This is a genomic window from Geobacter hydrogenophilus (assembly GCF_018501225.1).
GTDB lineage: Bacteria > Desulfobacterota > Desulfuromonadia > Geobacterales > Geobacteraceae > Geobacter > Geobacter hydrogenophilus.
The window spans coordinates 243,256-267,704 of record NZ_JAHCZI010000002.1; the positions used below are offsets into that span (position 1 = coordinate 243,256).

Here is a 24,449-nt window from a genome sequence, read left to right on the forward strand (position 1 = left end):
CGGTGACCTCGCCTATCTTTCCCAGATTTCCTTCTTGTCTTTCCCGAGGTAAGCCCTCTGAACTTCCTTATTTTCCAACAACTCAGAGGCGACTCCTTCAAGCACTACTTTACCTGTTTCAAGTACATATCCCCGGTCTGCCATCTTCAGGGCTGCTTTGGCATTTTGCTCCACGAGGAGGACGGTGGTCCCCCGCTCGCTCCGCAGCTGCTCGATGACCCGGAAAATCTCCTGAACCACAAGGGGAGCAAGTCCCATGGAAGGCTCATCAAGGAGGAGGAGCCTGGGACGCGCCATGAGCGCCCTCCCCATGGCCAGCATCTGCTGCTCGCCGCCGGAAAGGGTGCCGGCGGCCTGCTTGCGCCGCTCGTGGAGACGGGGGAAGAGGGCATACATGTCGTCAAGATCCTTGCGGATGGCGCTCCGCCCTTCCCTCCCCCGGTAGCGGAGATAGGCTCCCAGTTCCAGATTGTCTTCCACGGAGAGAGGTTTGAAGACCTGCCTCCCTTCGGGGACCTGGCAGATGCCAAGCTTCACGATCCGGTCGGGTCCGAGGCCAGCGATATCCTGGTCGTCAAAATGGATCTGCCCGGTGGCCGGTGGCGTCACGGCGGAGATGGAATTGAGGATGGTCGTCTTGCCGGCTCCGTTGGCGCCGATAAGCGTGACAATCTCCCCCTGCTTCAGGTGAATCGAGATGTTTTTGAGGGCGTGAACCTTGCCGTAGAAGGTATTGATGTTCTTGATTTTCAGCATTCTCTATCCTTCCCCGAGATAGGCTGATATCACTTCCGGATTTTCCTGAATCTCCCGCGGCGTCCCTTGGGCCAGCTTGCGCCCCAGGTTGAGAACGACAATGGCGTCGCAGATGTCCATGACGAGTTCCATGTCATGCTCCACGAGGGCAACGGTGACACCCGATTCCCGTATTTTCTGTATGAGACGCGCCAGTTCCAGGGTTTCCCGGCTGTTGAGGCCTGCGGCCGGCTCGTCCATGAGGATCACCTTCGGCTCCAGGGCCATGGCCCGGGCGATTTCAAGGAGCCGACCCTTGCCAAAAGGAAGACTCCCCGCCTCATGGTCAGCCAGGTCGGTAATGCCCGTGAATTCGAGCCAGTGATAGGCCCGCTCCCGGAACCTTCGCTCTTCGGCCACCTGCCAGGGTAGCCTTAGAGACGAAGCGAGGATGCCACTCTTCCCTTTCGTGTGAAGCCCCACCATCACGTTCTCCAGCACCGTCATCCTGCCGAAGAGTTCGATATTCTGGAAGGTACGGACCATGCCGAGAGAGGCGAGACGCTCCGGCGCGAAACGGCTCACGTTCTTCCCCTGCAGATGTACCGTGCCGCTGGTTGGCGTATAGATGCCGGTCACAATATTGAAAAGCGTGGTTTTCCCGGCTCCGTTGGGACCGATGATGCCGGTTATGGCCCCTGCGGCCACCCGGAAGGAAACATCCTCAAGGGCGGTGACACCGCCAAAGCGCTGCGTAATCCCCTGAACTTCAAGCATCGGCCTTGCTCCCCGCTCCGGAACGCATGACGATCCGTCCTACGAGTGCCGGAATCCCCCGGACAAGGCCGCCGGGCATAAACATGGTCATGAAGATAAGCAGAAGGCCGTAGACCACGATGTCGTAATCCTGAAACGCCCTGAGAATCTCGGGAAGGAGTGTAAGGAGCGCTGCGCCGAGGAATGAGCCGTAGATGCTCCCGAGCCCGCCGATGATTACCATGGTCACCAACTCCACCGAAAAGTTGAAACCGAAGGAGGTGGGGGAGACAAAAGTCATGGTGTGGGCGTAAAGGCTTCCGGCTATGGAAGAGATTACCGCCGACAGGGCGAAAATCTGTACCTTGAGAAACCGAACGTTTACCCCCATGACCCGCGCGGCCACCTCGGAATCGTGAATCGCCCTCAGTCCCCTCCCGATGCGCGAATTGACCAGATTGAGCGACAGAAGGATCGTCACCAGGGTCATCCCCCAGATGAGGTAGTAATTCTTGAAATCCGTGTCAAAGGAAACTCCGCCAAGGGAGAGATTCGGAATTCCCGAAAACCCGGAAGGGCCACCCGTCAACTCAACCGCCTCGTTGAAGGCAATGTACACGATGATGCCGAAGCCAAGGGTTGCCATGGCCAGGTAGTGCCCTTTGAGCTTCAGGATCGGGAACCCGATGATGAAGGCAAGGGTGCCCACGGCAGCAGCCACGACCGCCATGGCAAGCCAGGGGTTTTGGCCATGGGTTGCGGTCAGTATCCCCGAAGCATAGGCGCCGAGCCCGAAAAAGGCGGCATGCCCCAAAGAAATCTGCCCCGCGTACCCAAGGAGCAGGTTCAACGCCACGGCAAGGAGGGTGTGGATACCCACAAAGACGAAAACGTTGAGGAGATACCCTCCCTTGAAGGCCAAGGGAAGAAAGAGGATCAGGATGGTGAACAGGATGAACTTCACCATTTCATGTTTCAGGAACGATCTCGATTTCGTCATAACAAGAGCCCGTGTTTGTTAAACCCGCTCCGTATCGCCTTTTGCGAAGAGCCCCTGGGGGCGGATGAAGAGGATAATGAGCAGAATGATGAAGGCGATGGCATCCTTGTAACCGGACGAGAAAATGCCTGCGCCGAGGGATTCAAGAATTCCGAGGATCACACCGCCGAAGACGGTGCCGAGTCCGCTGCTCATCCCCCCGATGATGGCGGCGCAAAACCCCTTCAGGCCCAGCATCACGCCGACGTCGTAGGAGGTCATGGTGAGGGGGGCGATGATGATGCCGGCCATGGAGCCCATTGCCGAGCTGATGGCGAAGGAGAAGAGCACCATGCGCCTGACGTCGATCCCCACAAGACCTGCGGCGCGGCTGTTATAAGCGCAGGCCCGCATGGCCTTGCCGCTGATGGTGTAGTTAAAATAGAGCTTGCTGCAGATGATGACAACCGTCGTTACAGCGAATATCCAGAGATGCTGCGGCAGGATCGTCGCCTCCCCCAGTTGTATCGGCTCGTTGCCGGAAAAGGTTTCAATCGCATGGGTATCCTTCCCCCAGACGAGCATGGCGATTCCGCGGATGAGGATGCTCCCGCCGATGGTGATGATGACCAGGCTGATGGGGGACGCGTTCTTCATGGGGCGGATGGCGAGCCGCTCGAAGGCAACCCCCACAATGGTTGCCGCGGCTATGGCCAAAATTACCGAGACCAGAAGCGGCAGATTGAGAACCGTGAGGAAAAACACCGTGAACATGCCCCCCAACATCACGAATTCGCCCTGGGCAAAATTTATGATGCCGGTGGCATTGTGGATAATGGCGAAGCCGACACCGATAAGGGCGTAGATGGCTCCCGTCGACAGGCCTGAAAGAAGGTACTGCGCTATCTGCTGACCGATATGCATAGATTTTGTGTCTGGCTCACAAGGAGGGAGCGCAGACCGGCAAAGCCTGCGCTCCCTTTATTGGTTGAAGGTCTCTGTATGAATAAGCGGTTACTTGACGAGGGCGAAATCCTGTTTTCTGATCTCCACGAGGACGAAAGCGTCTTTGGTGAGTCCCGCATGATCGGAGGGAGAGTAGCTGAAAACACCACCGATGCCGGCAAAGCCCCGCGTCCGTTCCAGCTGGTCCCGAATGGCAGCCGGATTGTCGCCGCCACGCTCGATAGCCCCCTTGAGAAGCATGATCGCATCCCAGGCATGGCCGCCAAAGTGGTCGCCCTCCGCCTTGTAGTGCTTCTGGTAATCCTTCACGAAGGCAAGAAGGGACTTTTTCTGACGGTCTGAGTTGGAAAGCAGATCGGCCACGATAACGCGGCCCGACGGAAGAAGAATTCCTTCGGCTGCGTCTCCGGCAAGACCGATGAACTTCTTAGAGGAAACGCCGTGGCTCATATAGAGGGGAAGCTTCAGGCCCAGCTGCTTGGCGTTGCGGGAAACCACGGCCGGCCCCGGATTGGTGCCCCAGCAGATGACGGCCTGGGCACCGCTCCCCTTGATTTTGGTAAGCTGGGCTGTCATGTCGGTATCCTTCGGGCCATAGGTGTCGTCAGACACGATCTGGATACCGTAGGCCCTTGCCTGGGCCTTCAGCTGTTCGCGCCCTGACGAGCCGAAACCGTCGGAAACGGTAAGAATAGCAACCTTTGATATGTTCTTCCTTTTCAGATCACCATAGATTCTCGCCACGGCGAGGCCATCGTTCTGAGCGGTCTTGAAAATCCACTTTTTGACCGGCTCGGTGATTTTGCTTCCGGCGGCACAGGAAATCATCGGAATTTTCGCCTTTTCCACGACCGGAATAACGGCCATGGTGTCACCAGTGGTGCTGGGGCCTATGATTGCGACGACCTTGTCCTCCTTGATGAGGCGATTGGCTGCCTGCACCGCCTTGGTGGCATCCCCCTGGGTGTCGTAGGCGATAAGTTCAAGCTTGCGCCCTTTGACGCCACCGGCAGCATTGATCTCGTTCACCACCATCTGGGCGGTGTTGCGCTCAGGCTCGCCAAGGAACGATGCAGGACCCGTCACAGCGAAGAGCCCGCCGATCTTGATGGGGGGAGCCGCAAGGGCGCTTCCGGCCAGAATAGCCAGCGACACGACAAACGTCAGTATGAACGAACTTTTCTTCAGCATGGCCAACCTCCCCGTTGATTACTTCACCAACTCCCAGTCTCCCCTGGTTATCCTGACCATCTCGAAGGCGGAGAGATCAAGTCCGTTGTGGTCAGTTGGAGACATGGTGAAAATGCCGGAAACACTGACGACCCTCTTGGACTGCTCGATGCCGTCCCTGATCTGGGCGGGAGTTCCTCCCTTCTTCAGCGCGTTGGAAATGAGGATGAACGCGTCATAGGCATAGCCGCCAAAGGTCGATGCCTCGACACCATAATTTTTCTTGTAAGCCTGGTCATAGCTGCGAAGAAGCTTTAGCTGGAGATCATTTTTCGGCAGCTTGTCGAAGACGGTGAGCTTTCCGGCCGGAAGCAGGATCCCCTCGGCGGCATCGGATCCGGCAAGCTCGATGAACTTCTTGGATGCGACACCATGACTCATGTAAAGGGGTGTCTTGATGCCGAGTTGCTTGACGTTGCGGGCAATGATGGCAGGACCCGGGTTGGTTCCCCAACAGATGATGGCATCGGGCTTGCTCGCCTTGATCTTGGTCAACTGGGCGGTCATGTCGGTATCCTTGGGGCCGTATACCTCGTCAGCAACTACCCTGAACCCTTTATTGGAGGCAAGGGCTTTGAGCTGCTCCCGCCCCGAAGAACCGAAACCATCCGAAACCGTAATGATGGCAAGGTTTTTCTGTTTGTACCTGGCAGCATGAATAAGGATCTTCTCCACTGCCACATGGTCATTGGCCGGGGTCTTGAAAACCCACTTCTTCACCGGTTCGGTGATCTTGATTCCGGCTGCGCAGGAGACAAGGGGAATTTTCTCTTTCTCGGCCAGCGGAATTACCGCCATGCTTTCCCCCGTGGTGCTCGGGCCGACGATGACACTCACTTTGTCATTCTTGATGAGTTTGTTGGCGAGTTGAACAGACTTTGTCACATCGCCCTGGGTGTCATAGACCACAAGCTCCAGCTTGCGGCCGGCCACTCCCCCCTTGGCGTTGGCCTCTTTCACGAGCATTTCGAGGGTGTTCTTCTCGGGTTCCCCCAGGAACGAAGCGGGGCCGGTCACGGCAAAGAGAGCGCCGATCCGGAGCGGTTCGGCAGCAATGGCCGCAGCGGCAACGAGGAGTGTTATGAGACTGGCCACAAGCACTATGAGTTTCTTCATTCACCCTCTCCTTCTTCAATCCTCCGCGCCTTGGTGCGCGAGGAGTTGTCCTGCGGGGAGCCCAGCGGCTCTCCCAACGTAGCGATCACATGGCGTAGAGCCGTGCACCTTCCAGAACAGTGAACCCGTTTTTCGTGAGGGTGCTGATTGCTTTTGCGGTCTCGTCGAAACGGAAAATGATAACGGCATTCTCACCGCACCGCTCCACAAAGGCGTACATGTATTCCACGTTGATCTGATCGCGGTCCAGTGCCTGAAGGATCTGGGAGAGACCGCCGGGGCGGTCCGGCACCTCGACGGCCACCACCTCGGTCTTGCTGACGGTAAAGCCCCTTTCTTTCAGGACCTGCTTCGCTGTTTCCCGGTCATTGACGATAAGGCGCAGAATGCCGAAGTCGGAGGTGTCAGCCAGAGAGAGTGCGCGTATATTGACCCCCGCGTCGCCAAGGACCTTGGTGATTTCAGCAAGACGGCCGGACTTGTTTTCAATAAAAATTGAAATCTGCTCAACGTTCATTCCATCCTCCTCGCAGGGTCAGGCCTGCTTGCTCTCCTTGTTTGGGACGCAGCACTGGTGTGCCTCGGCGCGCATCAACTGCTTTTCCGGTTGTCGATGACCCGCTTCGCCTTGCCTTCACTCCGGGTTATGGTCTGGGGTTCCACGAGACGGACCCGGCATGATATTCCCAGGATATCCTTTATCTCCTTCTCGATCCGTTGCGACAGGGACTGGAGCACCTTGATCTCATCCGAGAAGAGCCGTTCGTCAACTTCCACCTGAACCTCAAGGGAATCCAGGTTATCCTTGCGGTCGACAATGAGAACATAGTGGGGTTCGACCCCCTCGATTCCCATGAGGATTGACTCGATCTGCGACGGAAAGACGTTGACTCCGCGGATGATGAGCATGTCATCGCTTCTGCCGGTCATACGGGTAAGGCGGGCGTGGGTCCTGCCGCAGGCGCACGGCTCGTATGTTAGGCTCGTGATGTCGCGGGTCCGGTACCGGATAAGGGGAATCCCTTCCTTGGTGATGGTGGTGATGACCAGTTCACCAAGTTTCCCTTCGGGCAAGACTGCGCCGGTTTCGGGATCAATGATCTCGGGGATGAAGTGGTCTTCCCAGATGTGAAGCCCCTTCTTCGCCTCGCGGCACTCGATGGCCACCCCCGGCCCCATTATTTCCGACAGGCCGTAGATATCGATGGCGCAGAGATTCAGCTTTTCCTCAATCTCGCCCCGCATCGCCTCGGACCACGGTTCGGCACCGAAGATGCCGACATGGAGCTTCAACTGACGGAAATCGACCCCCTCCTCCCGTGCCGCCTCGGCCATAAAGAGGGAGTATGACGGGGTGCAGGTAAGGACCGTGGAACCAAAATCCTTCATGATCATGATCTGCTTCTTGGTGTTTCCCCCTGACATGGGGATAACCGAAGCACCGAGCTTCTCAGCGCCATAGTGGGCTCCGAGGCCGCCGGTAAAGAGGCCGTAGCCGTATGAGTTATGGATGATGTCGCCCCGGTGGACCCCGGCGGCGGCGAAGGAGCGGGCCATGAGCTCGGACCAGGTATCGATGTCCTTGCGGGTATAGCCGACCACGGTCGGTTTGCCGGTGGTGCCGGAGGAAGCATGGATGCGGACAATCTCCTCCATGGGCGCCGCAAAGAGCCCATAGGGGTAGCTGTCGCGCATGTCTTGCTTGAGGGTGAAGGGAAGCCGCTGCAGATCGGCGAGGGATTTAACGCTGTCGGGGGTGATACCGGCCCGGTCAAAGCTCTGCCGGTAGAAGGGAACCGACGCGCAAACCCGCGCGACGGTAGCCTGAAGCCGTTTGAGCTGCAGGGCCTCCAGGGCCTGGCGGGGAAGCGTCTCGAACTCTTCGTTGTAATAGCTCATCGTGAACTCCTTACCCGATCAAAGACTCCGGCCCAGTTGGAACGCAGCATGGTTAACTTTGAGGGCCTTCGGTGGAACCATCTTCTCCAGGGCCTTGATCCAACATTCATCGGGAATGTCGAGCCGCTTCGACACGGCCCCAAGAAGCACCGTATTGGCTGCACGGACATTTCCCGCCTCGGTGGCCAGCTTCTGGCCGTCAACCAGGAGGGAATCGGGGAACAGGGCCGCGATCTTTCCGGGAAGGTCGTCCGGATAGGTCTCCTGCCCGAGGAGAACCGATGGCGGCGGAATGCGCAGGTCGTTGGCAATCACTGTCCCTCCTTTTTTCAGGAGGGGAAGTGAGCGGTAGGTTTCCAGGATCTCGAAGCCGAAAAGAATATCCCCTTCACCTTCGGGAATGATGGGGGAGTGAACTTCCCGGCCATAGCGGACGTGGGATACGACGCTCCCCCCCCGCTGGGACATGCCGTGGATCTCGCTTTTCTTTACGTCGTAACCGGCCTGCATGAAGGTTTCAGATAGAACCTCAGAGGCGAGCAGAATCCCCTGCCCACCCACGCCGACAAGGAGGATGTTGGTGATGGTGTCGCTCATTTGGCACTCCCGATCGCGTTGAATTTGCATAGCTGTCGGCAGACGTCGCATCCGTTGCAGAGCAGCGGGTCGATGTATGCCTTCCCCTTCTTCCCGTCAGGGGCTGGCTGCCACTCGATGGCCGGACAGCCGATCTTGAGGCATGCTTTGCAGCCGGTGCAGTGATCCTGGTCAACCGAGAGGAGAAGCCCCTTATTGAATACACCTTCACGCTTCACCAGTACGCAGGGACGGTTGGTTATGATGACTGACGGCTCGGGGCGTTCCATTTCCTCATTGAGCGCTGCGCGGGTTTCTTCCAGGTTCAAGGGGTCGACCACCCGAACGTGCCTGATGCCGACGGCCTTGCAGAGTTGTACGAGATCAACAGCGTTGGTCTCGCCCCCCGACAGGGTCCAGCCGGAGGCGGGGTTATCCTGGCGGCCGGTCATGGCGGTTATCCGGTTGTCGAGGATCACGACCGTGGCGGGAGACTGATTGTAGGCCATCTCCATGAGACTGTTTATGCCGGTGTGGAGGAAGGTGGAGTCGCCAATGACCGCCACTACCTTCTTCTTTTCCTCGGGGGACAGGACCCGGACGATGCCGCTGGCGCTGCTTATGCTCGCCCCCATGCAGACACAGGTATCCATGGCGTTGAGGGGGGGCATGAAGCCGAGGGTGTAGCAGCCGATATCGCCGGTGACGTATGCTTTGAGCTGGCTAAGGCTGTAAAAGACCCCCCGGTGGGGACAGCCGGGGCACATGTTGGGAGGACGGCCCGGCAGCTTTTCAACGGTGGTCTGGCTCGCGTCGGGGAGGCCGAATGCCTTGCGGAGCCTTCCGGGGGTGAGCTCTCCGCAGCGGGAGATGATCTCCTTGCCGATGACAGCGATGCCGGCGGCTTTCACCTGCTCCTCGATAAAGGGATCAAGCTCTTCCACAACGTACAGCTTCTTAACCTTGGCGGCAAACTCCTTAATGAGCGCCATGGGAAGCGGATGGACCATGCCGAGTTTAAGGACCGACGCGGTGGGGAGCACCTCGCGCACATACTGGTACGAGACGCCGGCAGTGATGATGCCGATCTCGGTGTCACGCATCTCAACCCGGTTGAGGGTTGCCGAGGCGCCATACTCGGCAAGCTTTACGAGCCGTTCCTCCACGAACGGGTGACGGATCTTGGCGTTGCCGGGAAGCATGACGAGCTTGGAGGGGTTCTTTACGAGCTTCGGGGTCGGGAGACCGGTCACCGGCTCCGCCAGTTCGACGATGGATTTTCCGTGGGAAATGCGGGTGCAGCTACGGAGCATCACCGGGGCATCGAACTGCTCGGAGAGTTCAAAGGCGATCCGGGTGAAATCCTTGCATTCCTGGGAGTCAGCCGGCTCCAGCATCGGCACCTTGGCGAACTTGGCATAATTGCGGCTGTCCTGCTCGTCCTGAGACGAATGCATCTCCGGGTCGTCGGCGACCACCAGGACGAATCCCCCCCCGACCCCGGTATAGGACAGGGTAAACAGGGGATCGGCCGCCACGTTGACCCCCACGTGCTTCATGCACGCGATGGCCCGCCCGCCGCCGAAGGAGGCGCCGATGGCCACCTCAACGGCGACCTTTTCGTTGGGTGCCCAGGAGGCGTCGATTTCTTTGTAGTTGACGATGGTTTCGAGGATTTCTGTGGATGGGGTGCCGGGGTAGGCGCTGGCAACCTTCACCCCCGCCTCAAAGGCACCCCGAGCGATGGCTTCGTTGCCGGAAAGAATTTCCTTCATGGTGTGTATAATCCCTGGAAAATAAAATAAGGGGAAAGCCCCCCTTAACGGTTCAAGGACTATACAAAATAAGCGGATTGTAAGTCAACTCCTTTGTAGAACGGGTTTTTAGAGCTTTTGTGGGGGTTTGATACCATCAAACTCCGAGGCCAAGCAACACCCCCTCCAAAAGCCCGAAGTCGCTCACGGTCATCCGGTCAAAACCGAAGGCATCCATGGTCTTGAGGGTGATGAGGATGCCCGCGATAATGAGGTCTTCCCGTCCCTTTTCGAGCCCGGGCACCGTAAGGCGTTCTTCTGAAGATAGGGGGAGGAGCATCGCAAAGATCCTCCCTATTTCATCGCGGGTCAGGACATGATTGTTCACGCGGCGGTAGTCGTAGTCGGTCATCTGGAGGCTGATTGCTGCCAGGGTTGTTGCCGTGCCGGCAGTACCGACGAGCGTTGCCCCATCGAGGCGTCCCCGGAGGCCATTCCCTTCAAGGTGCTTCCCGAGCCCGGCCAACTCCCTGCCGATTTTTTCTTCCATGGCCGGGACATCGGGTTTCCCTTCGGTAAGCCTGACCACCCCGAGGGGGAGACTCTCGGTATGGAGCGGTCTGCGTGACTCGGCCAGGGTGTACTCGGTGCTCCCTCCTCCCACATCAAAAACGAAGAAGTCCCCTTCCTTGCGGTTCAATCCCGAAATCACCCCAGCCAATGTCAACAGCCCCTCCTCCTCACCGTCGATCACCTCCAACCGGATGCCGGTCCGATCAATTACCTCGCTGCAGAACGCGGCGCCATTAACCGCATCGCGGACCGCACTCGTGGCAACGGCCCTCAGCCTCGTAACGCCTCCCCGTTTCATCTCTGCGGCAAAATCAATCAAAGCATCAAGGGAGCGTTGCCACGCCTCGGGAGAAATCCCGGCCTCCCGAGTGAATCCTCCGCCCAGCCGTGTTATGCGGCGCTTGATGAGAATCGGGGCCACAGCCCCTCCCTCCACTTTCCCGATGAGGAGCCGAGCCGTGTTGGTGCCAAGATCGATGGACGCGAGTACGTCATGCATCAGGTGAATTCCCTCCTGGTTTCTATGATGGTGAGACAGGAATCGGCCACTTTGGCAAACGCCGAAATCATGTCGGCGTAGATGATTCCGGCCCGCACGGTGCACTTGCCGGTGGAGAGGCGCTTGATATGCCCATTGAGCATCGCTTCCCGCATCTGCACCACCTCGTCCCTCAGCCCCCGACCCTTTTCGATGGCATCCGCAGCAGGGGTTTCGATTGTCTCCACCGCAAGAGCAACCATTTCCTCTGCCTTGCGCGCCAGATTCCTGATCTCGTGCATTGCCGTAGTTGAGAAGAGGAGTTTCTCTTCTTTCTTCTTTCGCAAATAATCGAGGATCGCCTCAGACTGGTCTGCAACATGCTCAAGTTCACTGATAAGCTGGAGCATGACCGGAATATCCATTGACTCTTCGGGTGGGAGCGGTTGCCGTGAAAGGGTCACCAAAAAATCGGACAGATCCCTCTGGATGATGTCGATGGTGTTTTCTTTCTGGGCAATGGCAGTGGACTTCTTGGCATCATAGCGGAAGAACTGCTCGACCATTTCATCGTACATGGTGCGGGTGATCCCGGCCATTCTTCTCAGTTCGTTCCGGGCCTGGAGAAGTGCGATGGGAGGGGTGTTGATGACGCGGTTGTCAATGAAGACCGTCCGCGCTTCGACACTGGAAGCCCGCTCGCTGCCGGGGATGATGCGAGGGGCCGAGCGGGCGAAGAAGCCGATGAGGGGAAGGAAGATGCAGGCGCTGAGGATGCTGAAGACCGTGTGGGTATTGGCCAGCACCCGGGAAACCGAAGCTGACGAGGAGAGATTCGCAGGCGACAGGGTAACAACAAACTGGATGAATGCAGGGAAAAAGAGCATCACAACGGTAACGGCAAATATATTGATTACAAAGTAGAAAAAGACTGCACGTTTCGCTTCCAGGGTACCCCCTATGGATGCAACAGCGGTAATGACCGATGTGCCGACAAGTTCGCCAATGACCATGGCGGCGCCCGTTTCGAAGGAGACGAGCCCGCTTCCCGCCAGGGCCATGACAATGCCGATTGTGGTACTCCCCGACTGCACGAGGAGAGTGAGGAGAGCCCCGAAGAGAACGGCTGTAAGGTGTTTGGAAATCAAAAACGTGTCGTGGCCGAAGATGATGGCGTTCTGCTGCAGGGGCTGGAGATTTGCCTCCATGACGCGAAGGCCGAGAAAGAGAAGCCCCGCGCCGAGCAGCAGCTCGCCGGCGTTCACCCAGCGGCGGCGCCGCACGAAGAACCTGAGTGCCACCCCGATGAAGATCGCGGGAAGGGCGAAGGAAGTAATCTTGAAGGCGATAAACTGGGCCGCCAGTGTCGTGCCGATGCCGGTGCCGAGGAGAATTCCCAGGGCCTGGTAGAGGGAAATGAGTCCGGCGTTGACAAAACCGATGGTAATGATACAGGCGGCGCTCGACGATTGGAGAAGTGACGAAAGTGAACTGCCGAGAAGGGCCGCGGCCAGCCGGTTGCCGGCAATCCTCTCCAGAGTTCGGCGGAACCTGTCGCCGGCGAGCTTCTGGAGTCCTTCGGTCATGATCTTCATGCCGAGGATGAAAAGGCCGAGCCCCCCCAGGGCCTCAAGGACGTAGAGGATAGTCATGGACGTCCGTGTCCTTGCGCGTTATTTGGAGATGACAAAGGGGAAGGTGAAATCGGGCGGTGAGGATTTTGACGCCCCTTTCCGGAAGACAAGAAGCGTCATTTCCTTTATTGCTGTAAGATCGATCCTGAAATAGACGAGTCCCTCCGCCTTGGCTCCGGGAATAACACTGGTGGCGTTGAGTGCCCGGGTAAAGATGTCCTGGGGATAGACTTCATAGTAATAGGGGAGTTGAGATCCGGTTTCAGTGTAGGAAGAAGTTCTCTCGTAATCTTCCAGATAGTAAAACCCCACATAGGGATAGGGAATCAGGTAGTAGGAGTCGCGGGAAACTATTTCCTTTACCCGCTCGGGTGTGAGAGGGAGATACTGGCGGTTCTGGTTATCGAGGAGAACGAACGAGTCGACGCCGAACCCCACCTCCCGGTCGGTCCGGTTATGGATAGTGACATCGAATGCGGTGACCGTTCCGTCGAGATTGTAGGAAACCATTTCCCGATCGGAATTCGCCGCCGTGACGGCTATGCCATCCTTCGTAATTGTCTGAGAATTGTCGGCGGTATTTATGACCCCTTGGGGGACTTGCTGTGGGACAACCTTGAGAGAGCACCCCGCAAGAAAAAGAGCACCACAGAGGAACGAAAGCACCAAAGTTCTCATTGCATATACCCCCTGCAGGAAATCGGTCCTGTTACAGGCCAAGCTTGAACCTGAAAAACAGTGTAGCACGTCCCAGTCATGCTGTCAGGAACCAATCCCGTCGGAAATCGAAAAGGCCTCTCGGACGCAACTCCACTGACAGTTTCCGGTTATGGCTGCCGGTTCCCCACCGTTGAGACGTGAGTTGTTGCAAAGGAATCAGGAAAAGAGACCACCCTGATGAAGGTAATTTTCTCCGCTTCGCGGCTGGAAGCAGCAGCAATGTACAGGTTGAGTCCGGATCTGAGTCTTGTCCGGAGATACCGGTGTGCTTCAAGGGCAAGCAGTAACGAATTTCTGACCCGTTCCTCCCGACTGGCCCCCCAGGATGCATTTGCCTCAATCTTGATGACTCGACCGGAGTCAAGGGCGGCAAGTCTGGAAACGAAAGAATCGAGTTCTCGACGTACCCTCGTGTCGAGACAGGGAGCACTGCCCCTCAGGCGCACCGTACCGATCTCTTCTTCTCGCATTGACGATGCCTGGGAAGAGACAGAGACAGGAATAGAGATCAGGAATGTCGCGATAAGAAGGAGAGGAATAGCCGATTTCATCAGCTTTCCTTAGGGATAAGGAAGAGAATCTCGCACCGGCGATTCAACTTTCTCCCGTCAGCAGTTGCATTGTCCGCCAGCGGCTTGGACTTGCCGAGCCCCTTGATGAAGATCTTGGCCGCATCAATTCCCTCCCGTGCCACGAGGTAGCTGGCCACGGAAACGGCACGCTTGAGGGAAAGATCCATGTTGTAGTCGGTTGAGCCAATATTGTCGGTATAGCCGTCAACCCGGAGATAAACCCACTTCGTGTCCTTTCGGACCAGTTCCGCAACCTCGGAGATGGACTTCTTCCCCTCAGCCGAGAGACTCCACTGGTCAAAGTCGAAGGTGACGTCCGGGAAGCGAAATTTTCGATAGACCTTCATGCTGTCGGCGATATCCCCATCACGGGCCGAGGCAACCTGAACGTTCTGTCCCTTCACATCGACACTGTAGAGAGGGGTGATCCCTTCGAGACGGGCAAGGGTATACTCAAGGGCGGAGTTTTCCAGAGTCCCCGAGAGCCGTGACGCCAGCCGGACTTCTTCCCCTCCCTGAGTCAGGGAAACCTCTTCAAGGGTGGCGGGAGAAACAGCCTTGGCTGCAGCAGGTTGAGCCGAAATAGTCACTTGGCCGTAGGGCTTGATGGTGATCTCCTCCTTGCCGGGCTCAACCGTAACCTCAAGCTTGCTGACCGGCGCCTGGGGAGCAAGGGAGCTGACAAGAAGCGATGAGATGGGAATAATCTTGCGGATCTTGACTGGTTCCTTCTTCTTTTGCTCGTCGAAAGGATCCAGTCCCTGTCCAAGTCGTGGCACCGGCTTAACGTAGCTGCCGACCCCCTGACAGGCAGTCAGGCCGAAAATCGCACGCCAATCGGGGCTGCCGTCGGCAAAGCCGACACTGCCGGCCAGGTTGAGGGTTAGATGAGGGGAGAGATAGTACTGGAAGCCAACCAGTCCCTCCAATGAATCCGCAAGGGCTGGATCGCGGCTGGTGTTACCGGTAAGTTCGCCAGTGACCCTCATCCGGAGCGCCGGTGAGTACTCTATACCCACGCCGTAAAGAATCTCATTATCGAAGTTTTTGCCCTCGGGAGAGCCAGCCAGCAGGTACCCGGAATAGGCATGGACCCCGAACCGGTCCGTGGTGTAGGAAGCGATGACCTTCCCTCCACCATTTGTAGTACCGTCTACAGCCGCATTCTCTGATATCTGACGCTGAATGAACAGATCAAGCGCCAGCTTAAAGGGAGAACTCCGTTTCCCAATTACCCTGAGCTTTGACCCCAGTTCGGCGTACCCTTGCCCCGTCTTCTCCTCATCGCCGTTAAAGAGAAGGTTCGGATATGAGCCATAGAGTTCCCAGAAAGTACCAATGCCGAGGGTAAGGGCAACAGGAACAGTCAGTGCGTTGTCGCTGTTCTTCGCCGTGCTGATTCCCCAAGCCCCCACGCAGATGTTTCCTGCGTCGAGCGTTTCGGCCGAAGGCACCGTAATGAGACCCGTCGAGCCGTTCATGGCGGGGTTGGCATAGGCCGATGCGGCGAAAACAAGGGCCGTTATGATAAAAAAACAAAGTCTTGTCATGAAGAGTTAGCGCCTTGCGTGCCTGGTGGGTCCGGCGACACCATCGGGGTTCGGGGCAGAGACAATTTTTTGTCAACGGGTGCTGAACTTCCGACAGAGTTGGTGATACCGGAACGCCGGCGCAAGGGGTTACTGACCGTTATCGACCCGCTCCTTGAGCTCCTTGCCGACCTTGAAAAACGGAAGCTTTTTCGGTTTCACCTCGATGGGGTCACCCGTTTTGGGGTTTCTGCCCGTGTAAGCCTTGTAATCCTTGACGACAAAACTCCCGAAGCCGCGAATCTCGATACGTTCGTTCCGCACCATGGCGTCAGTCATTGCATCGAAGACTATGGAGACTATCTCCTCCGCCTTCTTGTAAGTGAGCCCTTTTTCTGCCGCCAGTGCCTCAATAAGTTCCGACTTGTTCATCACAACCTCCTCCCGGTTAGGTATCGAGAAAGAATTGCAGAGACGTATGTCTCTCATGAAAGCTCTTCGGCATGCGGACTCGAAAACTTTAGTAAATTCGCCAAGAATCTTTAACAGCACCCCTTCAGATACTGCTTGGCGACCAAAGCGGCCTCTTGGGACCGCCCGGTAGCCTCCAGAAGTCCCACCAGCCTTTCAGCCGCCTCCCGCTTGAGCGGCGTTGAAAGAAGCTGTGAAAACTGGGCAATGGCTCGATCGCTCTCTCCCTGCACCCGATATATTTCACCCAGGAACATCCCTGCCTGATCAGGCAATATGTTCCGCTCCACCATCCGTTCCAGAAGAGGCACCGCTTCGGTAAAGCGACCATTTTCCGTCAGCAACTGCACCAGGCTGAGGTTGCAGAGAGGATTAGCGTCATTCAGAGCAAACGCCCGACGCAACAGCGTCTCGCAGCGGCGCCCGTCCCCTCCCTGATGCGAGAGAATGGCCAATTCATACAGAAGAATGTCGCTCTCTCCCGAGGCCAGCAGCCGCTCGAACACCTTTTCAGCCGTCATCTGGTCACCGCCGTGGGCTGCTAGATACCCTACTGCAAATTCCTCTCCCAGATCAGCATAACGTTCGGGCAAATCTCCCGGCAACGGACGGACAAGGAGCTCGAACCGGTCCATGTCATTCAAGCCATCGTCTCCAATCTCAATGTTTTCGGAATGTTGTGACGTTGATCCGCCACAGCCGCCACACCCTCCCTTTTTCTCATGGTGATGCACATGGGGGATTTGCTTCTCCAGTAGCGCGAAAGACTTTACTGCCTTGTCCCTTATAGTTACGTCATCTGCCAGATCGAGAGTCAAATTAAGGTGTTCCTCGGCTTTGGCAAACTCTCCACTCATCAGGCAGTGTTCCGCCTCCTGAAGGTTCATTTCGGCGAGACGGTTCCCCGCCACAACCATTTTCTCTCTGATGACGGCAGCCGTGGTCGCGCCTTCGGGAGAATTAGCATCGAGCCGCTCAAGGGCGTCCTCCAGGGCAAGCCTTGCTTCAGCAAAGCGGCCGGCAGCCAGGAGCTTTTCGCCTTTTTCCAGACATGACGCTGCATCCTTCCGGAATAACTTGGAAAATAACATGATGGATCCTCCTGTTATTGTTCGTTAGGTCGTGAAAATATGGGGGAAATCTGTTGAAACGGCCGGAGATCAATCGGCTCTGCTCAGCACGGTGACGCTCTCAATATGGAACGTTTGGGGGAACATGTCGACGGGGAGGCATTCGCGGACATTGTAGCCGGACTTGCGAAAGAGCCCGAGGTCCCTCCCCAGGGTGGCAGGGTCGCAGGAAACATAGACAACCCGCTCCGGCCGGAGGGAGGCCACCTCTGCCACTGCCTCTTTGGCGCCGGTCCGCGGTGGGTCGAGGACAACCACCGAATAGTGCTCCTCGCGGGAGACAAGCTGGCGCACTCCAGCGGCGGCATCGGAACGGATGAACTCGATCCTTCCTGTACCGTTGGCCGCAGCGTTGCGCTTTGCATCCTCCAGGGAAGGCCCATAGTCTTCAATCCCCACAACTGCCATGGCATATCGGGACAGAGGAATGGCAAAGTTGCCGTTGCCACAGAACAGGTCCAGCAACCGTTCTTCCCCAGTCAAGCCCGCCATGCGATGAACCGCGCGCAGCAGTTCCCGGTTCTGACGGTAATTGACCTGAGAGAAGCCGCCTCGGCTGAATCCGAGGGTCATGGAAGGGAGTTCCGGCAGAAACCCGGCTGGAAAGCAATAGGTTAGAGCATCATCCCCCCAGAGCGGCTCAATGCTTTCCTTTCGGCCACACTGAAGATGGAGTCCACCCACTGCGGGGAGATCACCGCGGCAGGCGGTAAAATGCGCCCGCGCACAATCTCGATTGCCGCCGATATAATGCACTACGGCCAAGGTTACGCCGTTATCTCCCACGGCCACGTCCACCTGGGGAATACGGTCGGGCTCAGCGAAACAACTGATAACAGGACGAATCTCCGCCAACACCTGATTGAGGGCCGGGTTGCAGATGGCGCACCCTTCGGGGATATCCACGACATAGTGGGACCCGCGGCGGTAGAAGCCCATCTGGAGCTTTCCGGCGGTCCAGCGCACCTTGAACTGGACCCGTGAGCGGTAGCCATAGGGGGAGTCGGAGGGGACAGCCCTGGCGACCCGTTCCGACTCGATCCGACCGAAGCGCCAGAGGGTGTCACCAACAATTCGTTCCTTCGCCTCAAGCTGGTCATCGTAGGAAAGATGCTGCCATGTGCATCCGCCACAGATGCCAAAGACCGGACACAGGGGAACCACTCTGCGTGGTGATGCTTCGAGGAGCTCGACGATTTCCCCTTCAAGATAGGAGTTTTTCACCAGGCTCAGCCGTATGCGGACGAGGTCATCCGGCGCGGTGAACGGTACGAAACAGGCTTTCCCCTCGACACGGCCGAAACCGGCTCCGCCGAAAGCCAGGGACTCGATCCGGACAACGGCTTCAGTCATGGTGATACGCCGTGATGCGGGCAGGAAGAGTGCGCTTTTTTCGAGCCCTCGCGAGCTCCGTCATGAGGAATTTGCGCGGAAAGCCAGACGCGGAAAAATAAGGAAGCGAATGGGAGAGAAAATTACCGATGAGCTGTTCAGTCACGGTGGCAATGGCGGTCGAGGGGACACCCATCTGCTCCACGGTGCGTCGGTACATGGCGGGATCCCCGAGAAGACGTCGCACCTCCTCAATCTCCGCATGTTCATCGAAATAGTCGGGACACAGGGGGACTACACAGACAATTTCGACTTTAACCAGGTAAAAATCGCCATAATAGAGGCGGGTGTGGTCAAAAAAACGGACAATCAGACCGTTTTCAAGGGTCATTTCCCTGATCAAGCTGGCCATGCTTCGTTAAACCTTCCCTGTAATCGAATTTATTGGTGAAATTATTACATACTACGCCTTCAGTTCTGAAGTAAAGGCGTTTGTCGCCCCGCAGCGTGCTGCCAATACGATATGGAGAAGCGGTCGGGCTCACGAAGCACAAGGAAAACGGCTTGCATTTTCCACGGATAGCGGGTAAGTTAGCGAAGTTTTACTCGTCAATCTATTTATCTGCACCAAGGAGCGCTAACAAACCCATGAGTAAAGAAGAAGCCATAGAAGTCGAAGGTACAGTCATCGAACCCCTCCCTAATGCCATGTTCCGGGTCGAACTGGAAAACGGCCACGTGGTACTGGCCCACATTTCAGGCAAGATGCGCAAGTATTTCATAAAAATTCTTCCGGGAGACAAGGTAACCGTGGAGCTTTCTCCTTACGACCTCACCCGGGGCCGCATTACATACCGCGCCAAGTAATCCTTTCACCACGCTTCTGCGGAGGGAGTCAGGCTCTTTTTCCCGCAGAAGCGCCTTATCCATATTCCTGCCGTAACTGATTCGGGTAAACGTGCCCGACCCTGCAGCCGAGGGTCAAGAGCACATATCAATATGCCCGAAAACATGTTCACCTCTTTATGCCCGGCAGACCATTGCATTGCTCTGATCGCTAGCCATGAACGTGTTACGTCATCTTGCCATTTTTTACTTAACATCCAATCAATTATGGTGTAAAAAAATACGTTTTTATAAATAACACCAACAAAAGGGGCTCGCGTATGTATACTGTGGCAGATTTAAAAAAAGGACTGAAGATAACCCTTGACGGTGATCCCTATCTTGTCACCGCCTTCGAGTTCTCCAAGCCGGGCAAGGGCCAGGCCCTGTACCGCACCAAGATGCGCAACATGATTACCGGCATTACCCTCGACCGGACCTACCGTTCCGGCGAGACCTTCGAACCGGCCCGCCTTGAAGAGCGCCAGATGCAGTACCTCTACAAGGAAGACAACCACTACACATTTATGGACAACCAGACCTTCGAACAGGTCCAGATGAGCGAAGAAGCCGTAGGTGATGCAAAGAACTTCATGATCGACAACATCCAAGTTGATGTTCTGATGTTCGGGGAAAAGGCCATAGGCGTATCCCTTCCCAATTTCGTCAACCTCCGCGTTGTCCAGACCGACCCGTGGGTCAAGGGCGACACCTCCGGCAGTGACTCCAAGCCAGCTACCCTGGAAACCGGCTACGTTCTGCGCGTACCCCCCTTCATAGAGGAAGGCGAGATGATCGTGGTCGACACCCGCACCGGTGATTACTCCACGAGGGTCAAGGGGTAAGCCGATGACGGCGAACTGGCGCCTTGCCCGCCGCCATGGGGCGCTTCGGGCACGGGCCCGCATCATCCAGGAAGTCAGACGCTTTTTTATCGAAGGGGGGTATCTCGAAGTTGAGACCCCCCTTCGCATTCCTGCACCTGCGCCCGAGTCCCACATCGACCCGGTGCCGGCAGACGGTTGGTTCCTCCAGACATCTCCCGAAATCTGTATGAAACGGATGTTGGCGGCGGGCTACGAACGGCTATTCCAGATCTCCCACTGCTGGCGCGCCGGTGAGCGGGGAAGCATGCATGTCCCGGAGTTCACCATGCTTGAGTGGTATCGTGCAGCTTCAGACTATCGGGGGGTGATGGAAGAAACCGAGCGACTGATAAGGTTTGTTGCTGAAGGGGCGGGATTCGGCGGACCACTTTCGTTCCGCGGCAAGGAGATCGACATTACCGCTCCGTGGGAGCGGATCACCGTGCGTGACGCGTTTGTCAGATATGGTGGAATGACCATGGACAAGGCCCTTGATAGGGATATCTTCGACGAGGTGATGGTCGAACAAATCGAACCGCGTCTCGGCATCAGCCGCCCCACATTCATTCATGATTACCCTGCCTGCCGCAGCGCCCTGGCGCGGCTTAAAGGAGACGACCTGACGGTTGCGGAGCGATTCGAGCTTTATCTTGGTGGTGTAGAGATAGCCAATGCCTTTTCTGAGCTGACCGATCCGGTGGAGCAACGCGCCCGCTTTGAAAGCGAAGCCGCCTTCCGCACCTCCCGAGAGCAGACGCCAATTCCACTCCCCGAGAAGTTTCTTGCCGAACTGGCTGCCATGCCCCAAGCGGCCGGGATCGCCCTCGGCATCGACCGACTCGTAATGGTGTTGCTCGATGCGGACTCCATTGACGAGGTGGTGGCGTTCACCCCTGAGGAACTGTAACTCCCCCTCACCGATCCTGGTATTCGACAATCTCCCCCCGGTAGTTCCGTAACAGCCACGTATCACCCCGCCGCTCCACGGCATCGGGGATGAGCGGTATCTTCCCCTTCCCCCCCGCCGCATCAATGACAAAGTAGGGTGTCGCCATCCCCGAAGTATGCCCCCGCAACGCCCCCATGATATCAAGACCCGTTGCCACCGTGGTACGGAAGTGGCCGGTTCCCCGCACCAGGTCCATCTGGTGGATGTAGTACGGCCTTACCCTGATGGCGAGGAGACGCTGCATGAGAAGCGTCATCACTGCCGGCTCGTCATTGACGCCGGCGAGGAGCACTGTCTGGTTGCCCAGGGGAATGCCGGCGTCGGCCAGACGGGCACAGGCCTTGGTCGCCTCGGGAGTGATCTCCCGCGGATGGTTGAAATGGGTATTGACGTAGAGAGGGTGGTAACGTTTGAGCATTCGGCAGAGCCGTGCCGTGATCCTTTCCGGCAAGGTTACCGGGGTGCGGGTGCCGATCCGGATCATCTCCACGTGGGGAATGGTGCGCAAACGTGCCAAAATCGTCTCCAGGCGCTCATCATCCAGAAGGAGAGGATCTCCGCCCGACAGGATCACGTCCCGGATGGCCGGTGTCGCAGCAATGTACCGGACAGCATCGTCCCAAGAACGCTCGTTGCTCCCCGCCAGCGGACATCCCACCCGGCGCTTCCGCATGCAAAAACGGCAGTAGACCGCACACTCATTGGAAACGAGCCAGACAACCCGGTCGGGATAACGGTGAATAAGTCCTGGGACAGGCGAAAGCCGCTCCTCGTCAAGGGGATCGGGAAGCTGATCGTCATCGAACTCACGGGGGTCAGGGACGCATTGGCGCCAGATCGCATCGCCCGGCTTTCCGATGAGCCTCAGATAGCGCCTCGTAATCCGCATTGGATAGCGCCGGATAAGCGGCACAAGGGGTTCGGGATCAATAACCAGAAACTCCGCAAGCTCCTCGGGGGTGGTTATGCTGTCGGCGATGGCCTTCCGCCACGTTTCCATCTTTACGCTCTCCTTCCACAAACGGACAAAGGCGGGGAGGAACCCCGCCTTCGCTCACAGATACAACTCGTCTGCTGGTTTTCAGACCTGCAGCGCGCCGATCAGCTCCTTCACGTCAGCAATTTCGTTGCTAACCAGATACCGCTCCATTTCCGCCGCAATCCGCTCGGAAGCGGCCGGGTCGAGAAAGTTGGCGGTACCGACCTGAACGGCCGTGGCGCCGGCCAGCATGAACTCCAAGGCGTCGGTGCCGGACATGATGCCGCCGATGCCGATCACCGGAATTTTCACCGCCTTAGCGACCTGCCAGACCATCCTGAGGGCCACCGGTTTCACCGCCGGTCCTGAAAGGCCTCCGGTCACGTTGGCAAGGATGGGCCGCCGAGACTTGAGGTCGATGGCCATGCCGGTCAGAGTGTTGATGAGGGATAAGGCATCCGCCTCAGCGTCTGCACAGGCCCAGGCCATCTCCACGATGTCGGTGACATTGGGAGAGAGCTTAACGATCACCGGCTTGATGGTGGCCTCCCGTACCGCCTTCACCACCGAATATGCCGCCTTGGGCTCGGTGCCGAAAACGATCCCGCCGTGCTTCACATTGGGACAGGAGATGTTGATCTCCATCCCGGCCACTTCGGGAATCTTGTCGAGCCGCTCGGCAAGCTCAGCGTATTCCTCGACGGTATTGCCGAAAAAGTTGACGATGGCAGGCGTGTTCACGGTGCGGAGAAACGGCACCTTTTTCTCGATAAAGGCATCTATCCCCACATTTTGGAGACCGATGGCGTTCAGCATCCCGCCGGTGGTTTCCTGGATGCGGGGCGTCGGGTTGCCGGCCTTGGGCTTCAGCGAGAGTCCCTTGGTGATGATGGCGCCGATCTTTTCGAGATTCACGTACGCGGCAAATTCTTCACCGTAGCCGAAAGTCCCCGAAGCGGTCATGACCGGGTTCCTGAGTTTGATTCCCGCTATCTCGACAGAGAGGTCTGGTCTGTTCATTGGCACTCCACTATACCCACATCAGTTGATCGAAGGCGAACACCGGTCCGTCCTTGCAGACGCACCGGTAATCCGGGGTCTCGTCGCCATGGTCCCTGCCCTTCACCACGCACCCGAGGCACGCTCCCATGCCGCAGGCCATGTAGGCTTCCAGCGACACCTGGCAGGGGGTTCCGGTCTGGCGGGCAATCCCGGCGACCGCTTTCAGCATCGGCATGGGGCCACAGGCGTAAATGGTCTTTTTTCGTCCCTCCTCGCGGATATGCCGCTCCATGACCTCGGTCACGAGTCCACGGTCTCCAAGGGTCCCGTCGTCGGTGGAGACGTAGGTTTCGACCCCAAGCCTCTCGAATTCGGTCACACACAGAATGTCATCCCTGGTGCGTCCGCCAAGGAAAAATCGAACCCGTGAACGCCCAACCAGCGCCTTTGCCAAATAGTAGAGGGGGGCGATCCCGATGCCTCCGCCCACGAGGATCTTCTCCTCCTCCGGATCACCAAGGTCGAAACCGGTACCCAGAGGTGCGATAATGTCAACATGGTCGCCGTGATGGTAGGTGGAAAGCGCTTCGGTCCCCTTCCCCACCACCTTGTAGAGCATTTCAAGGTACGTGGCGGAACTGCAGCCTGGATATTCGGAGGGGACGGTTCCCACGTCGAAAATGCCGAAGGGACGCCGCAGCAGCGGATCGATGGCATCGCGAACCCGGACCATGACGAACTGCCCGGGCTGTGCCCCGGCCAGTTCCGGGGGAGCGGTAATCCGCATCCGGAAGTAGCCCGGAGAAACTTCCTGGTTGGCAATGATAGTCGCTTTAAACTGCATCGGTACGGCCCTCGCTGTCGTCGATCGTGTATTCCATCAGAATGGCATCTTCGCCGTTCTCGTAGTACCCCTTGCGCCTGCCGGTTTCACTGAAGCCCAACCGCTTGTAGAGGGTCAACGCCGAGAGATTCGAAACGCGCACTTCAAGGCAGACAACCCTGGCCCCCAGCGCCCCGAGCTCTCCGATGGCCCGGCGGACAAGTACTCCGCCGACCCCCTTTCCACGGCAATCAAATCGTACTGCCACATCGAGGATTTCCCCCTCGTCGAGAACGAGCATGGGGCAAATATAACCCGCCACGACACCATCAGCGGTACGTGCCACAAGGGGATATGAACGGGGTGAATTGAGCTCGTCGATGAAGTGCTCCCTTGACCAGGGTCGCGGAAAAGACACTGACTCGATCGCCGTCACCTCGTCGAGGTCACCGGAGGTCATCTGATGGATTGTAAGTTCATCCGTAACGCCCATTT

Annotated in this window: 26 protein-coding genes; 3 read left to right on the forward strand and 23 right to left on the reverse strand. The window is 57.4% G+C overall.

Features of this window, described 5'->3' with window-relative positions:
• Nucleotides 1-12: 12 nt before the first annotated feature.
• From KI811_RS04695 to KI811_RS04785, 19 genes are all read right to left on the reverse strand, one after another.
• Nucleotides 13-756, reverse strand: a complete 744-nt coding sequence (locus KI811_RS04695) for an ABC transporter ATP-binding protein (protein WP_214185334.1) — start codon at nt 754-756, stop codon at nt 13-15.
• Between the two features lie 3 nt (nt 757-759).
• Nucleotides 760-1,512, reverse strand: a complete 753-nt coding sequence (locus KI811_RS04700) for an ABC transporter ATP-binding protein (protein WP_214185335.1) — start codon at nt 1,510-1,512, stop codon at nt 760-762.
• Complete coding sequence (locus KI811_RS04705) at nt 1,505-2,491, reverse strand: branched-chain amino acid ABC transporter permease (RefSeq protein WP_214185336.1); 987 nt, start codon at nt 2,489-2,491, stop codon at nt 1,505-1,507. Before KI811_RS04705 ends, KI811_RS04700 begins: the two co-directional genes overlap by 8 nt.
• A gap of 18 nt (nt 2,492-2,509) precedes the next feature.
• The gene (locus KI811_RS04710) at nt 2,510-3,394 is read right to left on the reverse strand and encodes a branched-chain amino acid ABC transporter permease (protein WP_214185337.1); all 885 of its coding nucleotides are present in this window, start codon (nt 3,392-3,394) and stop codon (nt 2,510-2,512) included.
• Nucleotides 3,395-3,484: 90 nt separating this feature from the next.
• A complete protein-coding gene (locus KI811_RS04715) occupies nt 3,485-4,627 on the reverse strand; it encodes an ABC transporter substrate-binding protein (RefSeq protein WP_214185338.1) in 1,143 nt (380 codons plus the stop codon).
• An 18-nt stretch (nt 4,628-4,645) separates the two neighbouring features.
• On the reverse strand, nt 4,646-5,782 hold the full coding sequence (locus tag KI811_RS04720; RefSeq protein WP_214185339.1) for an ABC transporter substrate-binding protein: 1,137 nt from the start codon (nt 5,780-5,782) through the stop codon (nt 4,646-4,648).
• An 85-nt stretch (nt 5,783-5,867) separates the two neighbouring features.
• Complete coding sequence (locus KI811_RS04725) at nt 5,868-6,299, reverse strand: ACT domain-containing protein (RefSeq protein ID WP_214185340.1); 432 nt, start codon at nt 6,297-6,299, stop codon at nt 5,868-5,870.
• A gap of 74 nt (nt 6,300-6,373) precedes the next feature.
• Nucleotides 6,374-7,681, reverse strand: a complete 1,308-nt coding sequence (locus tag KI811_RS04730; RefSeq protein WP_214185341.1) for a phenylacetate--CoA ligase family protein — start codon at nt 7,679-7,681, stop codon at nt 6,374-6,376.
• A gap of 18 nt (nt 7,682-7,699) precedes the next feature.
• Nucleotides 7,700-8,278: an indolepyruvate oxidoreductase subunit beta gene (locus KI811_RS04735; RefSeq protein WP_214185342.1), complete on the reverse strand. Its 579-nt coding sequence runs from the start codon at nt 8,276-8,278 to the stop codon at nt 7,700-7,702.
• Nucleotides 8,275-10,032, reverse strand: coding sequence for an indolepyruvate ferredoxin oxidoreductase subunit alpha (gene iorA / locus KI811_RS04740; protein WP_214185343.1), 1,758 nt, complete (start codon nt 10,030-10,032; stop codon nt 8,275-8,277). The genes KI811_RS04735 and iorA overlap by 4 nt, the downstream gene beginning before the upstream one ends.
• A 136-nt stretch (nt 10,033-10,168) precedes the next feature.
• Nucleotides 10,169-11,083: a Ppx/GppA phosphatase family protein gene (locus KI811_RS04745; protein WP_214185344.1), complete on the reverse strand. Its 915-nt coding sequence runs from the start codon at nt 11,081-11,083 to the stop codon at nt 10,169-10,171.
• Nucleotides 11,083-12,714, reverse strand: coding sequence for a Na/Pi cotransporter family protein (locus KI811_RS04750; protein ID WP_214185345.1), 1,632 nt, complete (start codon nt 12,712-12,714; stop codon nt 11,083-11,085). The genes KI811_RS04745 and KI811_RS04750 overlap by 1 nt, the downstream gene beginning before the upstream one ends.
• Nucleotides 12,715-12,735: 21 nt before the next feature.
• A complete protein-coding gene (locus tag KI811_RS04755) occupies nt 12,736-13,374 on the reverse strand; it encodes a hypothetical protein (protein WP_214185346.1) in 639 nt (212 codons plus the stop codon).
• A gap of 149 nt (nt 13,375-13,523) precedes the next feature.
• The gene (locus KI811_RS04760) at nt 13,524-13,967 is read right to left on the reverse strand and encodes a hypothetical protein (RefSeq protein ID WP_214185347.1); all 444 of its coding nucleotides are present in this window, start codon (nt 13,965-13,967) and stop codon (nt 13,524-13,526) included.
• Complete coding sequence (locus KI811_RS04765) at nt 13,967-15,538, reverse strand: OmpA family protein (protein ID WP_214185348.1); 1,572 nt, start codon at nt 15,536-15,538, stop codon at nt 13,967-13,969. Before KI811_RS04765 ends, KI811_RS04760 begins: the two co-directional genes overlap by 1 nt.
• Before the next feature lie 129 nt (nt 15,539-15,667).
• Nucleotides 15,668-15,949 carry an HU family DNA-binding protein gene (locus KI811_RS04770; RefSeq protein WP_004512013.1) on the reverse strand — a complete coding sequence of 94 codons (282 nt, stop codon included), beginning with the start codon at nt 15,947-15,949 and terminating at the stop codon, nt 15,668-15,670.
• A gap of 110 nt (nt 15,950-16,059) precedes the next feature.
• A complete protein-coding gene (locus KI811_RS04775; protein ID WP_214185349.1) occupies nt 16,060-17,079 on the reverse strand; it encodes a tetratricopeptide repeat protein in 1,020 nt (339 codons plus the stop codon).
• A 69-nt stretch (nt 17,080-17,148) separates the two neighbouring features.
• Nucleotides 17,149-18,471 (reverse strand): class I SAM-dependent RNA methyltransferase, encoded by a 1,323-nt coding sequence (locus tag KI811_RS04780; RefSeq protein WP_214185350.1) that lies wholly within the window; start codon nt 18,469-18,471, stop codon nt 17,149-17,151.
• Nucleotides 18,464-18,862 carry a hypothetical protein gene (locus tag KI811_RS04785; protein ID WP_214185351.1) on the reverse strand — a complete coding sequence of 133 codons (399 nt, stop codon included), beginning with the start codon at nt 18,860-18,862 and terminating at the stop codon, nt 18,464-18,466. The genes KI811_RS04780 and KI811_RS04785 overlap by 8 nt, the downstream gene beginning before the upstream one ends.
• Before the next feature lie 236 nt (nt 18,863-19,098).
• Between KI811_RS04785 and infA the strand changes: the two genes are divergently transcribed.
• The 3 genes from infA to epmA all read left to right on the forward strand — a co-directional run bounded on the left by infA (nt 19,099) and on the right by epmA (nt 21,108).
• Nucleotides 19,099-19,317 (forward strand): translation initiation factor IF-1, encoded by a 219-nt coding sequence (gene infA, locus KI811_RS04790; protein ID WP_010942395.1) that lies wholly within the window; start codon nt 19,099-19,101, stop codon nt 19,315-19,317.
• A 299-nt stretch (nt 19,318-19,616) separates the two neighbouring features.
• On the forward strand, nt 19,617-20,180 hold the full coding sequence (gene efp / locus KI811_RS04795) for an elongation factor P (RefSeq protein ID WP_214185352.1): 564 nt from the start codon (nt 19,617-19,619) through the stop codon (nt 20,178-20,180).
• Between the two features lie 4 nt (nt 20,181-20,184).
• On the forward strand, nt 20,185-21,108 hold the full coding sequence (gene epmA / locus KI811_RS04800; RefSeq protein ID WP_214185353.1) for an EF-P lysine aminoacylase EpmA: 924 nt from the start codon (nt 20,185-20,187) through the stop codon (nt 21,106-21,108).
• 7 nt (nt 21,109-21,115) lie between these two features.
• On the opposite strand, the gene KI811_RS04805 is transcribed toward epmA, so the two are convergent.
• The 4 genes from KI811_RS04805 to rimI form a co-directional block, all read right to left on the reverse strand.
• Nucleotides 21,116-22,150, reverse strand: coding sequence for a KamA family radical SAM protein (locus KI811_RS04805; protein WP_214185354.1), 1,035 nt, complete (start codon nt 22,148-22,150; stop codon nt 21,116-21,118).
• An 81-nt stretch (nt 22,151-22,231) separates the two neighbouring features.
• Nucleotides 22,232-23,149 carry a dihydroorotate dehydrogenase gene (locus KI811_RS04810; protein ID WP_214185355.1) on the reverse strand — a complete coding sequence of 306 codons (918 nt, stop codon included), beginning with the start codon at nt 23,147-23,149 and terminating at the stop codon, nt 22,232-22,234.
• Nucleotides 23,150-23,159: 10 nt separating this feature from the next.
• Nucleotides 23,160-23,975 carry a dihydroorotate dehydrogenase electron transfer subunit gene (locus tag KI811_RS04815; protein WP_214185356.1) on the reverse strand — a complete coding sequence of 272 codons (816 nt, stop codon included), beginning with the start codon at nt 23,973-23,975 and terminating at the stop codon, nt 23,160-23,162.
• A complete protein-coding gene (rimI, locus tag KI811_RS04820; RefSeq protein ID WP_214185357.1) occupies nt 23,965-24,447 on the reverse strand; it encodes a ribosomal protein S18-alanine N-acetyltransferase in 483 nt (160 codons plus the stop codon). Before rimI ends, KI811_RS04815 begins: the two co-directional genes overlap by 11 nt.
• Nucleotides 24,448-24,449: the final 2 nt, after the last annotated feature.